Here is a 14,112-nt window from a genome sequence, read left to right on the forward strand (position 1 = left end):
GGCTTTTTGGTCGAGTCAGCATTTAGACCTTACGGAAAATTAGCGACCCGTTGGTTCCACCAAATCCGAAAGAGTTACACAAGGCGTACTCTAGGCCGGAGACTTGACGTGCCGTGTGTGGAACAAAGTCCAAGTCACACCCTTCGTCTGGATTATCCAGATTCAGCGTAGGCGGTATAGCTTGATCGCGTAAAGCGAGAATCGAGTAAATAGATTCGACCGCTCCTGCCGCGCCCAAAAGGTGTCCGGTCATCGACTTTGTCGAACTTACCATGACCTTGCTATCGTGGCCAAATACCGATTTAACAGCTTGGCATTCGGCTAAGTCACCCGCAGGTGTAGAGGTACCGTGAGCATTGATATAGCCGATGTCGCTAGCATTAAGCTGGGCATCGTTTAATGCATTTTGCATCGCACGCGCCGCGCCATCGCCATTTTCAGGAGGAGAGGTCATATGATAAGCATCGCTGCTCATCCCAAAACCCACTAACTCAGCGTAAATTTTAGCACCACGGGCTTTAGCATGTTCGTACTCTTCGAGAACGAGCATTCCGGCCCCATCACCCAGCACAAATCCGTCACGGTCTTTATCCCAAGGACGGCTCGCCGCTTGTGGATTGTCGTTATAAGTCGAGAGCGCACGGGCCGCACCAAAGCCGCCAACACCAAGAGGAGTACTCCCCTTTTCAGCGCCACCTGCAACCATCACATCCGCATCGTTATAGGCAATCATCCGCGCCGCCTGCCCAATATTGTGTACCCCAGAGGTACAGGCAGTAGCGATACAGATACTCGGGCCTTTCAAGCCATACATGATAGTCAGGTGACCTGCTACCATATTAACAATCGTACTTGGGACGAAGAACGGACTGATTTTACGCGGGCCGCCTTTAGTTAAGGCTGCATGGTTTTCTTCAATCAGACCTAAGCCGCCAATCCCTGAACCAATCGCCGCACCAATACGGTGGGCATTCTGCTCAGTGACTTCAATTCCAGAGTCTTGTAATGCATGAATACCCGCGACCACACCGTATTGGATAAAGAGATCCATTTTACGTTGTTCTTTACGCGAGATAATCTCATCACAATTAAAATCTTTTACCATTCCAGCAAAACGTGTTGCATAAGAACTGGTATCAAAATGGTCAATCAGGTTGATGCCGCTCTGACCGGCTAGGAGAGAATTCCAGGTAGACTCTACTGTATTGCCGACAGGAGACAACATGCCAAGACCAGTCACAACTACACGACGCTTAGACACGTTCGTCCTCCAGGGAGGGGAATTATTATTCTTAGTGGGACGCAATAAAACTCAGGCGGTCGAGTGACCGCCTGAAGGTATTCATTAGCCCTGATGGCTATTGATGTAGTCGATCGCTGCCTGTACGGTAGTGATTTTCTCAGCTTCTTCGTCTGGAATCTCAGTATCAAACTCTTCTTCCAGAGCCATTACCAGCTCAACGGTGTCAAGAGAATCAGCACCCAGGTCTTCTACGAAAGAAGCAGAGTTGATCACTTCATCTTCTTTAACACCCAGTTGCTCGGCAATGATTTTCTTAACGCGTTGTTCGATATCGCTCATACTATTTAATTTCCTATCAAAACTCGCTAATGCGACGGTTTTCGTAGTTTATAAAATGTTTAAAAAGATGCAACTACTTCCCTGCTTTTCTGACGACAAATTAGTATTTTTTGTACAATAAATCGCAAAAATAATAATTTGAAGCAGATCAGACCATGTACATCCCACCATTAACGTGCAAAGTTTCACCAGTGATGTAACTTGCTTCGTCAGAGGCGAGGAAGGCCACGGCGTTAGCAATTTCCTGAGGCTCCCCTAAACGGGCAGCAGGAACTTCTGCCAAAATACCAGATCGTTGCTCTTCATTCAGTGCTCGCGTCATGTCGGTTTCGATGAAACCAGGAGCCACAACGTTCACAGTAATACCACGTGACGCAACTTCTCGCGCCAGTGACTTGCTAAAGCCAATCAAACCCGCTTTTGCTGCAGCGTAGTTTGCTTGACCCGCATTACCCATTGTTCCGACAACCGAACCAATGGTAATGATTCTGCCCATGCGTTTTTTCATCATGGCACGCAATACTGCTTTAGATAATTTAAAAACAGATGTCAGATTCGTGTCAAGGATATCCTGCCACTCATCATCCTTCATGCGCATTAACAGGTTATCACGAGTTACACCTGCATTATTAACTAAAATGTCAATTTCACCAAATTCAGTACGAATTTGTTGTAATACAGCATCAATAGATGCCGCATCAGTGACATTCAGTACTAGTCCCTTGCCGTTATCCCCAAGGTAAGCACTGATTGCTTCTGCGCCGTTGTCGCTGGTCGCCGTACCGATAACTGTCGCGCCACCGGCCACGAGTTTTTCAGCAATTGCGCGGCCAATACCACGACTTGCACCTGTAACGAGTGCGATTTTACCATTGACGCTCATGTTTTTCCTCTTATTCTTTAATCAATGCTGCACAAAACGCAATTGGGTCGTTAATCGCTGATGCCGTTAACGTATCGACAATCCGTTTTGTCAGTCCAGTCAATACCTTACCTGGCCCCACTTCGAATAACTGCGTAACACCTTGCGCTGCGATAAACTCAACGCTTTCGGTCCAACGTACTGGGCTGTAGAGCTGACGCACTAACGCATCGCGAATCGCTTGCGCATCCGTCTCGCATTTTACATCAACGTTATTCACCACAGCGACTTTAGGTTGTTGGAAAGTGATCTCCCGCAAGGCTACGGCTAATTTATCTGCAGCAGGCTTCATCAATGCACAGTGTGAAGGCACGCTCACCGGCAGTGGTAATGCACGCTTCGCGCCCGCCGCCTTACACGCAGCGCCCGCACGCTCTACCGCCTCTTTATTCCCCGCGATCACAACTTGTCCCGGAGAGTTAAAGTTTACGGGTGAGACGACCTGTCCTTGCGCACTCTCTTCACAAGCTTGGCGAATGGCGGCGTCATCAAGGCCAATGATCGCTTGCATCGCTCCAGTACCTTCCGGTACGGCTTCCTGCATCAGTTTGCCGCGCAGCTCGACTAAGCGAATCGCGTCTTCGAAGGCGATCACCTCCGCGCAGACCAATGCCGAGTACTCGCCAAGGCTATGCCCAGCCAGTAACGCGGGCTGAACGCCCCCCTGCTGTTGCCATAAACGGTACAAGGCAACCGAGGCGGCCAACAGCGCAGGCTGAGTTTGCCACGTTTTATTTAACTCTTCAGCAGGTCCCTGTTGAACGAGCTGCCAAAGATCGTAGCCTAGCGCTTGCGAGGCTTGCGTAAAGGTCGCTTCGATAATGGGATGTTCTGCCGCTAAGTCCGCTAGCATCCCAACGGTTTGCGAGCCTTGGCCGGGGAAAACAAAAGCAAATTGTGTCATAAATATACCTGTCAATCAAAAACGAACGAGGGCGGAGCCCCAAGTAAAACCACCACCAAACGCTTCTAATAAAATCAGCTGGCCGCGTTGAATACGACCATCGCGTACCGCCTCATCCAGCGCAGTCGGCACAGAGGCTGCCGAGGTATTGCCATGACGGTCGAGCGTAACCACGACTTTATCCATCCCCATATGGAGCTTTTTGGCGGTCGCACTGATGATCCGCAAATTGGCTTGGTGAGGCACTAACCAGTCGAGTTCTGAGCGATCAATACCATTCGCTGCCAATGTTTCTTCGACAATGTGGGCAAGTTCAGTTACGGCAACCTTGAACACTTCATTCCCAGCCATCGTTAAATAGGGAGGTTGATCTTGATGTTCACGATCTTGGTAACCTAGTGTAAGCAGCTTCCCAAAACTTCCATCTGCATGTAAGTGGGTTGAGATAATGCCCTCACTCTCACTTTGTCCAAGCAACACTGCACCCGCACCATCGCCGAATAAAATAACCGTACCGCGGTCAGAAGGGTCTAGGGTCCGTGTTAGTGCGTCTGCGCCGATGACTAGCGCATGTTTCACTGCACCATTTTTAATGTATTGATCGGCAACACTGAGCGCATAAGTAAACCCCGCGCACGCGGCAGCGAGATCGAAAGCAGGACAGTCGGTAATCGCCAACATCTGCTGAATCATACACGCTGAGCTAGGGAAAGCATGGCTTGAAGAGGTTGTGGCGACAATGATTAAGCCGATATCATTTTTATCGATACCCGACATTTCGATGGCTTTCTGCGCAGCATGAAAACCCATTGTGGCAACGTTTTCTTCGGGACCCGCGACACGACGTTCACGGATACCAGTGCGAGTGACAATCCATTCGTCGGTTGTCTCTACCATTTTCTCTAAATCCGCATTCGTGCGAACTTGTTCAGGTAGATAACTACCCGTACCCAAAATTTTGCTAAACATTTATGTTCTGTCACTCCTGGCTACTACAGTGGCTAATTGGCGAGCCACTCGTTGAGAGAGTTGCCCCTGTACAGTTAAAATCGACTGCTCAATTGCCGCTAAAAAGGCTTGCTGATTTGCTGCCCCATGGCTCTTAATGACCACGCCTGACAACCCTAATAAAAATGCACCATTGTACTTATCTGGATCAATCTTACTGGTCTTTCGTGACAGCAGTGAGTGGATAAGACGCCGCCAAAAAGACTGGCTGTGTCCCGTACGTTGAAGGAAATACCTCATTGCTCCCTCTAACGTCTTTAATGCCACATTGCCACTGAAGCCATCACATACCAAGACATCGGCCTGACCTGTTAGTAATTCACTTCCTTCTAAGAAGCCAGTATAACGGATCACCGTCTGTTGCCGTAATATTTTCGCGGCTTGACGAATAGATTCTGTCCCTTTGCTCTCTTCTTGACCAACATTTAGGAGTGCGACCCGAGGTTGATCGATCCCCAGCATCTGTTCAGCAACCACCGCGCCCATCAAGGCAAATTGGACCAGCATTTCACTATCCGCATCGAGATTCGCCCCAATGTCGAGGATAACCATCTGCCCTACGGTGGCTGTGGGTAATAATGTCATTAAGGCAGGACGACGAATTTGCGGCAATGGCTTGAGCAACATCAGGGCTAAGCCCATTAATGTTCCGGTATCGCCTGCGCTAAGACATGCTTGAGCCTTACCGTCTTTGACTAACTCCAATGCAATACGCATCGAACTATTTTTACTCTGACGGATGGCGGATGAGGGTTTGACATCACTGGTGATAACAGATTCGGCATCAATACACTGTAGGCGTTGGCGCGCTGAAGAATCCGCTTTAAGCAGTAATGGGGTGAGCGTATCGGGGAGCCCGACAAGGTAAATCTCTAGAAAGGGATAGGTGCCCAGTGCCTGCAATACTGCAGGCACTGTCACGTGGGGGCCGAAGTCCCCGCCCATGGCGTCAACAGCCAGGGTCACACGTGTCAAAGTAATACCTAGCTTCGCGGCCAGAATTACTTAGCAATTACCTTGCGACCACGGTAGTAACCGTCAGCAGTCACATGGTGACGCAGATGAGTTTCGCCAGAAACTTTATCTACGGACAGAGCAGACGTAGTCAGTGCATCGTGTGAACGGCGCATGCCACGCTTGGAACGGGTTGGTTTATTCTGTTGTACGGCCATGGACCTTACTCCTATTACTTACGCTTTAAACTTGCTAATACGGCAAATGGGTTTGGCTTCTCTGCCTCAGCGGGCAAATCACCAAACACCATGTCCGCGTCGGACACTTCACAGTGTTCAGAATCATGTACCGGAACGACGGGTAATGCGAGGATAAGTTCATCTTCGACTACTGCAAGCAAGTTGACTTCGCCAAACTCATCGACGTCAACCGGCTCGTAACCTTCCGGTAACGCTTCCGCCTGCTCGTCATTGCGAACAGGGCTGAAGAGGTATTTTACGTGGACAGATTGCGTGAACGTGTCGTTACAACGTTGACAGCGTAACGTTACCGTTACGTCAGCACTGCCATCAAGGACGGCTAAGCGCTGGCTATCGATGCCAAACGACATCGTACACGAAACATCGGTATCCACACTCACGACTGAATCGGCTAAACGTTGTAATGCGCCCGCGACATAGACTCCCTGATAATCAAGGCGTTTTTGTGCAGTACGTTGCAGATCCAGAGTGAAAGGTAATTTTACTATTTGCATAGGGCGCGCATATTAACTTTGTAATGATGAAGAGTCAAAGAAAAAGGCCATTGCCCCGCAACTTTAACCGAGAAATTCGCAACCAGTGCGGCAGATAGTTTAAGATGAGTTGAACTTATTCGCTATAGATTATGAAAAAAATATGCCTTATAACCTTGTTCTCGCTTCTTCATCGCCGTTTCGCCAAGCCGTTTTAGATAAACTCGGCCTGCCCTTTTTCTGTGCCGCGCCGGATATTGACGAGTCTGCACACCCCCACGAATCCATCGAAGAGCAAGTCTTGCGCTTGGCCCGTGAAAAGGCCACCGCCCTGATAGAACGCTATCCAGACAGTATTATTATCGGCTGCGATCAGTTAGGAAGTTTAGCGCAACGCATATTGGGTAAGCCTCATACCCCGGAGCAAGCATTCGTCCAATTGCGCGCGTCATCCGGCCAATGTGTCACCTTCCATACTGGGCTGGCGGTCTATGATGGTGTTAATCAGCAGTGGCATCAGCGCTTAGACACCTACCAAGTCTTTTTTAGAGACTTAACCGATGAGGAGATCTGGGGATATATCCATAAAGAACAGCCGCTACAGTGTGCAGGAAGCTTTAAATCTGAGGGCTTAGGGGTCACCCTGTTTGAGAAGATGGCGGGAGAAGACCCGAATACCTTAGTAGGTCTTCCCCTGATTGCCCTTACCCGCATCCTTAGAGAAATCGGCATCAACCCATTAACGAATTGATCCCGAGTGGACTAGGCGTTTTTCTTCTGACGCAACACGGTTAAGCAGTGTTTAAGCCCTTTATCCAATGGGGCTTCTACACGTAATGTCTCGCCGGTTCCCGGATGGGTAAAGGTCAGCGCGGCCGCATGTAAAAATAGGCGCGACAGCCCAGTGCTTGCGAGTTGCTGGTCGAAACTGGTCACGCCATAGCGATCATCGAACGCGATAGGGTGTCCGGCGTGCAACGTATGGACGCGGATTTGGTGTGTACGCCCCGTCACGGGACTTGCCTTCACTAACGTAGCAAAACCAAAGCGCTCCTCAACCTTGAAACGTGTCTCCGAAGGCTTGCCTTCACTACTAACTTTTACTACCCGTTCGCCGCTTTGCAGAATATTTTTCAATAAGGGTGCTTTCACGGATTTTAGGTGCGAAGGCCACTCGCCGCGTACTAATGCCAGATAGTCTTTCTGCATCGTCTTCTCGCGCAGTTGCTCATGCAGGGAGCGCAATGCCGACCGTTTTTTCGCGACCAATAATATCCCCGAGGTATCGCGATCCAGCCGATGCACTAACTCAAGGAAGCGTGCATCGGGTCGTAGCGCGCGTAACCCTTCAATGACGCCGAAGCTCAGGCCACTGCCGCCATGAACTGCAGTACCGGACGGCTTATTCAACACCAGTAGTGCGTCGTCCTCGTAGAGTATCGCTTTCTCAAGTTGAGCTACGCGCTCCAACTTCGGTGATACCTCAGGCGCCTCACGTGTTGAGGTGCGGATCGGTGGGATACGTAATTCATCGCCGGCAATCAACTTGTACTCCGGCTTGATTCTTTTTTTATTAACGCGAACCTCGCCCTTACGCAAGATTCGATAGATCATGCTTTTAGGGACCCCTTTTAAGAAGGTTCGTAAAAAGTTATCAATTCGCTGTCCGTCGTGTTCCGACGTGATGGCAATCAGCTGTACGCCATTATGTTCTGTTTTCATGGTAATAAGTGTAAAGAGAGTCAAGCTTTACCGCTACTGTTTTGTTGATGTCCTGTCGGTGAAAAAACCTCGTTACGCTCTCTTTTTAACCAGCCTGGTGCCGCTTTTCCGATGAAATTGCTCAAATAGTAAATAAAGTGATTCACAACGCGAAAGTCACCTTGCTATATGAAGGCCAGCAATGGAATAATGCTCAGGCTTTACGAATGCAGAACTTTGCGTCGCAAAGCGCTTTAGTTGAATTTTTATCTGAAGAGACAACACGCAGCAATGGCATAAGACGTTATGTGGATTCAGATAATTAGCGGGCTGCGGACTGCAGCCTGAACGAGATGGGATATTGCCCTCTCCCCTACGGGGAAGAGATGATCTCTATGGAACTGTGAAGCTGATTAGTAACATTTCCCCGACGTTATGCGCTTCTTAAGCGATCGACAGCCGTGAGGCTGACGTGATTGCCTACAGACACGAAGCCATCGGATAACTCGCTCATCGCAGTAATGCCCGCAGCTTTTCAAAAATGATAATGACGAGAACATGTAAATGAAAAGAATGCTCATTAACGCAACTCAGCAGGAAGAGTTGCGTGTCGCACTAGTAGATGGACAAAAACTCTATGACTTGGATATTGAAAGTCCAGGCCATGAACAAAAGAAAGCGAATATTTATAAAGGTAAAATCACTCGTATTGAGCCTAGCTTAGAAGCCGCTTTCGTTGACTATGGCGCTGAACGCCATGGTTTTCTCCCTCTTAAAGAAATCTCTCGCGAAAACTTCCCTGACAATTACTCCGGCCATGGTCGCCCGAACATCAAAGATGTTCTGCGCGAGGGGCAAGAAGTTATCGTACAGATCGATAAGGAAGAACGTGGTAATAAAGGGGCAGCCCTCACCACGTTTATCAGCTTGGCGGGCAGTTATTTAGTCCTCATGCCGAATAATCCACGAGCAGGTGGGATCTCACGCCGTATCGAAGGCGACGACCGTAGCGAGCTAAAAGAAGCATTATCTTCCCTTGATATCCCAAATGGGATGGGACTCATTGTGCGTACCGCAGGGGTTGGTAAATCGGCAGAGTCGCTACAGTGGGACTTGAACTTCCGCCTCAAGCATTGGGAAGCGATCCAGAAAGCGGCCAACAGTCGTCCCGCGCCATTCTTGATCCACCAAGAAAGTAACGTTATTGTTCGCGCCTTTCGCGACTACCTGCGCCAAGATATCGGCGAGATCCTGATCGATAACCCAAGCGTCCTTGAACTAGCACGTCAACATATCGCGGCGCTAGGCCGTCCAGATTTCACTAGTAAAATCAAATTATATTCGGGTGAGATCCCTCTATTTAGCCACTATCAGATTGAATCTCAGATCGAGTCTGCGTTTCAGCGCGAGGTTCGTCTTCCCTCTGGTGGTTCCATCGTTATTGACACGACGGAAGCCCTTACCGCTATCGATATTAACTCGGCGCGCTCTACCCGCGGTGGCGATATCGAAGAGACAGCCTTCAATACAAACCTTGAAGCGGCCGATGAGATCGCACGCCAGTTACGCTTACGCGACTTGGGTGGCCTGATTGTCATCGACTTCATTGATATGACACCTGCGCGTCACCAACGTGCCGTTGAAAACAAATTACGCGATGCCGTCCGCCAAGACCGCGCGCGCATCCAAATTAGCCACATCTCACGCTTTGGTCTGCTGGAGATGTCGCGTCAGCGTCTGAGCCCTTCTCTTGGTGAATCGAGCCATCACGTTTGCCCACGTTGTAGTGGCACCGGAACCATCCGTGATAACGAATCGTTAGCGCTATCTATCCTTCGTCTCATCGAAGAAGAAGCCCTTAAGGACAACACTAAAGAAGTGCATGCGATCGTCCCTGTGCCTGTCGCATCCTACTTATTAAACGAAAAGCGCTCTGCCGTTAATGCGATAGAGACACGCCAAGGTGGTGTGAAAACCATCATCGTCCCAGACGATAAAATGCAGACGCCACACTACTCTGTGCTACGCGTTCGTAAGGGCGAAGAGACACATACGCTAAGCTACCACTTACCGAAGCTGCATGAAACCGAGATGGCACTGCCATCGGAGGAAGAAACAGTTGAACGCCGCCGCCCTGAGCAACCTGCACTCGCCGCCTTTGCGATGCCAGATGCTCCACCGGTTGTAACGGAAACCCCAGCTTCAGCTTCAGCTACCGCTACCGCTGAAAAACCTGCCGGCTGCTTCTTCAGTCGTTTAGTCAAAGGTATCAAGTCGTTCTTCTCCGGCTCTGACGCTGCAGAAAAAACCACCCCAGAAGCGACGCCAGCGGCACCAGTCGCGACCGAATCGTCTCAACAGCAAGATAGGCCGCGCCAATCAGATCGTCGTAATAATCAACGCCGTAACAATAACCGCTACGAGCGTAACGATAAAAACGACCGTCCTGCGCGTTCAAACCAAAAAGAGTACGCCTCAACAACCCAGCAAGACGATAACCGTCGTAATGCTAATCGTACGCAGCAAGTCACTGCTGAACCGTCAGCCCGTCAAGAGCGCGCACCGCGTCAAGACAACGCTGTAAGCGATGAAGTTCGTCAGCAACGCGAGCAACAGCGCCGTGAGCAGCGTGCTGAGCGTCAACGTCGTCGTCAAGAAGAGCGCCGTGAACAGCAAGAAGTGCGTAAGCAAGAAACTGCCATTGTCGAGCCGGCAAGCGAAACGATCACTAGCGAAGAACAGCCGCGTGAAGTCGAAATTAAGGTAATACCGCGTCGTCAGCCACGCGCGCTGCAACAGAAAGTTCGCGTCGTCGACAACGCTGCGACGCCGGTGGTTGCGCCACAGACTGAGCAGGCGGTTGAAGCCACTGCACCTGTGCAAGCCTCTCCCGCGCCGCAAGCTAGCACGGATAATAATGATGTCGCACCACGTCGCTCGCGCCGTTCTCCGCGTCATCTACGTGTGAGTGGCCAACGTCGCCGCCGTTATCGTGATGACCGTTACCCACAACAGACCCCGATGGCCGTCACTACGGCAGCCGCGGCCCCGGAAATGGCTTCGGGTAAAGTTTGGGTACGTTATGATCTTGCACCCACGCCTGCGCAGCCGGTTGTTGACACGACTATCGAGCAAACCGCCCTGCCTGCTACCGAGACAGAGGTCGTTACGGCTCCAGTCGTTTACGCTACACCGAGTGAAACCGACGCAACTCAAGCGCCAGCCGCCGTTGAGCCGGTAGCGGTTATTGAGCCTGCGCCAGCGAGCGAAGCGCCAACCGTAACAGAGACCGCCTCGCAGCCCGTGGTGACTGAGACTCAACCGCTAGCAGTACCCTCTGCGACGCCGACGTCTCCAGCCGCCATCACTCGGGGTCGTCTGGTTGCTACCTCACCGGTAACGAAAGCCGAAGCTCCAGCTTGGGTGTCAGAGCCTGTGAAGCCAAGCGACTGGTTACGTCCAGCCTATCATTTCACCGGTAAAGGTGCGGCAGGCGGGCATGCAGCACGTCACCATGCCATCGCTGACGTGACGAAAACAGACGAGTAGGTCTTCGATCTACCACGTAAAAAACACCCGCCAAAATGCGGGTGTTTTTTTATCTATCACTTATTGATTTGAAACAGAGAGAGTTTGGACATTTGGGTGAAGGCGGTATAACTGGCTTGTAACGCGGTTTCTTTCATTTGATAGTCAGAAATAGTCTGTGTCACATCGGCGTCCACTAATTGGCTTAATTGGCCCTGCGCAAGAATATTCTGGTTGGCACTGAGTGTTCCTAAGCTCTCAAGCTCCGCTAACTGGGTACCATTCTCAGACTGGAGAGTCAGAATATTATTTAAGCTATTATTTAGCTCGCGATTAGCGGCATTCATCCCCGTTTTCACCCCTTGCCTCACCGTGTCATCAGCATCTTGCAGGGGGGTCTTTAGCAGCGTAATCGCCTTATCCAAGATCGAGAACAGATCGGTATCGCCCACGCTGCCATTTGGATCTAATTTCGGATTCGCAGAGACCGATTGAAAAACCTGTTTCCCAGTATGAGTAAGGGTCATGATACGTTGATTATCTACCTGCTGGCGAATCGGTTGCTCGCCACCTTGGTAGGTCACCCCTTGCCCCCCCTCGACAAATGGCGGCTGGGCGGTGTTATACCCGGCGAAGAGATAACGCCCACTACTGTCCTGACTATTAGCAATGGTTAACAGTTGGCTGCGCACGCCTTCCAGTTTGACTGCCACGGATTGCCTATCATCATCATTCAGGGTCCCGGTGGCACCGTAAATAACATCGCTAATCGCCGCTTGAATTGAATCGCTGATCGAGGAAAGTGCTGTCGCCTCAGTGCTCATCGTCGTTTGGGCAAATTGTTGTGCCATACCATAGCGTTGCTCACTACGCTGATGCTGCTGAATACCCAGTGCTTGGGACGCTGCGACAGGATCATCTGCCGGAGAGACGACGCGTTTACCGGTGGATAAGCGTTGCCCAGCGGCTAACCACTCCGCTTGAGCACGACTAATCCCTTGTGTCTGTTGTTGAAAGATAAAGGTGCTGCTCATTCTCATGTGACTCACTCCCCTTAGCTGCGTACGCTGATTAAGGCATCGAATAGCGCACTCGCGGTATTCAGCACCTGTGTATTCGCGATGTAATACTGTTGATATTGCGTGAGGTTGGCATACTCTTCGTCTAAATTAACCCCGGACACGGCTTGCTGGCGCGCCGTTAGCTGCGTGATAATGGTATCTGACACATTCACGGCATTGCCATAAGATTGCGTCTGTGTCCCGACAACACTCACCGCTGAGCGCCAAGCTTGGCTGAACGTCTGCGTTCCCCCTACCCACTTTTGTGACTGCACATCGAGCATTTTCTGCATATTGCGATTATCACTCTCGCCCGACAGGTCTTCGGCGGCGGCGAGCTTATTAGGATCGCTGGTCTGCAATGCGAACTGATCGGTGATCTGGCGCACCGGTTGTAATAAAAAGCGGTCATGGTCGGCGGGTGTACCGCTAACTGAAACCGACAGGCCGTCAAAACTAAGGGTAGTCCCATTAGCGGAGGTCGAAATATCGGCCGGGATCACGCTATTATCGCTCAACCGGGTAACCTGCCAGCTACCCTGTTGATAAACGAGTTGATAGTCGGAAGCCTGAACCTGCTGGGCATCGGTAAATTCCGCACTCAGTGTCGCGGTCCCGGTATTGAGTTGATTTTGTTTTACGCTCGGCGTTCCAACACTGAACAGGGCCTCCCCTTGCTGGCCGTTCAGATCATAGCCTTGTTCCTGAACACTGTTAATCGCCGAGGTGAAAGCCAGCGTGAGTTGACCGAGACGATTCTGCAGCGAATTGAGATCATCATGGCGAAAAGCGAGTAGCCCGCCCATCTTGCCGCTGTTCACTAATTTCTCCGGCAACTCGACCTGTCCCGCCAGTTTATCGTGATAACCTATGGTCAATTGGTCAGGGTCCGCGTTGGAAGGCATCGCCTCTAAGTCATAGCTATGACTACCACTGACTAGCGTGAAGCCATTAGCGATACTGACGGTTAAGCTGCCATCTTGCATCGCCACGGTCACCCCGACCTGATCATTCAGGTCACGCACTAATTGATCGCGCTGATCCAGTAAATTGTTCGGCGTATCGCCGCTTTGCGACATTTGGGCGATGCGTTGGTTGAGGGTAGCGATCTGCTGGCTATAACCATTGATGGTGGAGACGGTGCTCTGTAACTGTGTATTGATATCGCGCTGCTGCTGGTCGAGCATGGTTTGTGTCGCGGTAAACTGATTCGTCAGTGCCGCGGCTTGCGACATGACAGCCTGACGCGCAGCGGGGTCGGCGGCGTTATTCACCACATTTTGCAGTGTATCGAAAAAAGATTCTAACCCATCGTTTAAGGTTTCCCCGTCGAGGGTCATCTGTTTATCGATAGCAGAAAGCTGCGTGTAATGCGCAGACTGCGCGCTGCTCTTGGCGCTCGCATTGCGTAGCTGACTATCGATTAACGCATCATATTGCCGTTGAACACCGTTCACAATCGCCCCATTCCCATACCAGCTGTTACCATTAAACGTATTTTGCGCTTCAGAAAGAAGGGTAATCTGGCGGTTATATCCGGCGATGGTATAACTGCTAATATTATTCGCCGTACTGTTTAACAGTTGCTGGGCGGCGCTTAATCCGCTCATCGCAGAATTAATTAAACTCGACATTGCTTTTCCTTACCTTAATAAACGGATGGCTAACAACACTCTCTCGGTTTATCGGCCTACGCGAAGAGAGACTTTATTAAGACAG

At 50.6% G+C, this 14,112-nt stretch carries 13 protein-coding genes; 2 read left to right on the forward strand and 11 right to left on the reverse strand.

Annotated features, from left to right (window positions below; genetic code table 11):
* Positions 1–22: 22 nt before the first annotated feature.
* The 8 genes from fabF to yceD form a co-directional block, all read right to left on the reverse strand.
* Positions 23–1,261 carry a beta-ketoacyl-ACP synthase II gene (fabF, locus tag HGT70_RS07485; protein ID WP_214195456.1) on the reverse strand — a complete coding sequence of 413 codons (1,239 nt, stop codon included), beginning with the start codon at positions 1,259–1,261 and terminating at the stop codon, positions 23–25.
* A gap of 84 nt (positions 1,262–1,345) precedes the next feature.
* Positions 1,346–1,582 (reverse strand): acyl carrier protein, encoded by a 237-nt coding sequence (gene acpP, locus HGT70_RS07490; protein WP_028685983.1) that lies wholly within the window; start codon positions 1,580–1,582, stop codon positions 1,346–1,348.
* A gap of 148 nt (positions 1,583–1,730) precedes the next feature.
* Positions 1,731–2,465 carry a 3-oxoacyl-ACP reductase FabG gene (gene fabG, locus HGT70_RS07495; RefSeq protein WP_214195457.1) on the reverse strand — a complete coding sequence of 245 codons (735 nt, stop codon included), beginning with the start codon at positions 2,463–2,465 and terminating at the stop codon, positions 1,731–1,733.
* A 10-nt stretch (positions 2,466–2,475) separates the two neighbouring features.
* Positions 2,476–3,408: an ACP S-malonyltransferase gene (fabD, locus tag HGT70_RS07500; protein ID WP_214195458.1), complete on the reverse strand. Its 933-nt coding sequence runs from the start codon at positions 3,406–3,408 to the stop codon at positions 2,476–2,478.
* Positions 3,409–3,423: 15 nt separating this feature from the next.
* A complete protein-coding gene (locus HGT70_RS07505; protein ID WP_214195459.1) occupies positions 3,424–4,377 on the reverse strand; it encodes a beta-ketoacyl-ACP synthase III in 954 nt (317 codons plus the stop codon).
* Positions 4,378–5,391 carry a phosphate acyltransferase PlsX gene (plsX, locus tag HGT70_RS07510; RefSeq protein WP_071429579.1) on the reverse strand — a complete coding sequence of 338 codons (1,014 nt, stop codon included), beginning with the start codon at positions 5,389–5,391 and terminating at the stop codon, positions 4,378–4,380.
* 26 nt (positions 5,392–5,417) lie between these two features.
* The gene (gene rpmF, locus HGT70_RS07515; protein ID WP_048911991.1) at positions 5,418–5,588 is read right to left on the reverse strand and encodes a 50S ribosomal protein L32; all 171 of its coding nucleotides are present in this window, start codon (positions 5,586–5,588) and stop codon (positions 5,418–5,420) included.
* Positions 5,589–5,602: 14 nt separating this feature from the next.
* The gene (yceD, locus tag HGT70_RS07520) at positions 5,603–6,124 is read right to left on the reverse strand and encodes a 23S rRNA accumulation protein YceD (protein ID WP_214195460.1); all 522 of its coding nucleotides are present in this window, start codon (positions 6,122–6,124) and stop codon (positions 5,603–5,605) included.
* A 142-nt stretch (positions 6,125–6,266) separates the two neighbouring features.
* Between yceD and HGT70_RS07525 the strand changes: the two genes are divergently transcribed.
* Complete coding sequence (locus HGT70_RS07525; protein WP_071429575.1) at positions 6,267–6,854, forward strand: Maf family protein; 588 nt, start codon at positions 6,267–6,269, stop codon at positions 6,852–6,854.
* A gap of 11 nt (positions 6,855–6,865) precedes the next feature.
* Here the strand turns inward: HGT70_RS07525 and rluC are convergent, their stop codons facing one another.
* Entirely contained in the window at positions 6,866–7,825 is a 960-nt protein-coding gene (gene rluC, locus HGT70_RS07530; protein ID WP_071429572.1) for a 23S rRNA pseudouridine(955/2504/2580) synthase RluC, read from the reverse strand.
* A gap of 543 nt (positions 7,826–8,368) precedes the next feature.
* Between rluC and rne the strand changes: the two genes are divergently transcribed.
* The gene (gene rne / locus HGT70_RS07535; RefSeq protein WP_214195461.1) at positions 8,369–11,353 is read left to right on the forward strand and encodes a ribonuclease E; all 2,985 of its coding nucleotides are present in this window, start codon (positions 8,369–8,371) and stop codon (positions 11,351–11,353) included.
* Between the two features lie 56 nt (positions 11,354–11,409).
* On the opposite strand, the gene flgL is transcribed toward rne, so the two are convergent.
* Positions 11,410–12,372 carry a flagellar hook-associated protein FlgL gene (flgL, locus tag HGT70_RS07540; protein ID WP_214195462.1) on the reverse strand — a complete coding sequence of 321 codons (963 nt, stop codon included), beginning with the start codon at positions 12,370–12,372 and terminating at the stop codon, positions 11,410–11,412.
* Positions 12,373–12,386: 14 nt separating this feature from the next.
* Positions 12,387–14,027 carry a flagellar hook-associated protein FlgK gene (gene flgK, locus HGT70_RS07545; protein WP_071429566.1) on the reverse strand — a complete coding sequence of 547 codons (1,641 nt, stop codon included), beginning with the start codon at positions 14,025–14,027 and terminating at the stop codon, positions 12,387–12,389.
* Positions 14,028–14,112: the final 85 nt, after the last annotated feature.

The organism is Rosenbergiella collisarenosi (genome assembly GCF_018494085.1).
Classification (GTDB): Bacteria; Pseudomonadota; Gammaproteobacteria; order Enterobacterales; family Enterobacteriaceae; genus Rosenbergiella; species Rosenbergiella collisarenosi.

Excerpts from the sequence above, each read along its gene's own strand:
- acpP (WP_028685983.1), bottom strand. The coding sequence starts at position 1,582 with ATGAGCGATATCGAACAACGCGTTAAGAAAATCATTGCCGAGCAACTG.
- fabG (WP_214195457.1), bottom strand. The coding sequence starts at position 2,465 with ATGAGCGTCAATGGTAAAATCGCACTCGTTACAGGTGCAAGTCGTGGT.
- fabD (WP_214195458.1), bottom strand. The coding sequence starts at position 3,408 with ATGACACAATTTGCTTTTGTTTTCCCCGGCCAAGGCTCGCAAACCGTT.
- HGT70_RS07505 (WP_214195459.1), bottom strand. The coding sequence starts at position 4,377 with ATGTTTAGCAAAATTTTGGGTACGGGTAGTTATCTACCTGAACAAGTT.
- rpmF (WP_048911991.1), bottom strand. The coding sequence starts at position 5,588 with ATGGCCGTACAACAGAATAAACCAACCCGTTCCAAGCGTGGCATGCGC.
- yceD (WP_214195460.1), bottom strand. The coding sequence starts at position 6,124 with ATGCAAATAGTAAAATTACCTTTCACTCTGGATCTGCAACGTACTGCA.
- HGT70_RS07525 (WP_071429575.1), top strand. The coding sequence starts at position 6,267 with ATGCCTTATAACCTTGTTCTCGCTTCTTCATCGCCGTTTCGCCAAGCC.
- rluC (WP_071429572.1), bottom strand. The coding sequence starts at position 7,825 with ATGAAAACAGAACATAATGGCGTACAGCTGATTGCCATCACGTCGGAA.
- rne (WP_214195461.1), top strand. The coding sequence starts at position 8,369 with ATGAAAAGAATGCTCATTAACGCAACTCAGCAGGAAGAGTTGCGTGTC.
- flgL (WP_214195462.1), bottom strand. The coding sequence starts at position 12,372 with ATGAGAATGAGCAGCACCTTTATCTTTCAACAACAGACACAAGGGATT.
- flgK (WP_071429566.1), bottom strand. The coding sequence starts at position 14,027 with ATGTCGAGTTTAATTAATTCTGCGATGAGCGGATTAAGCGCCGCCCAG.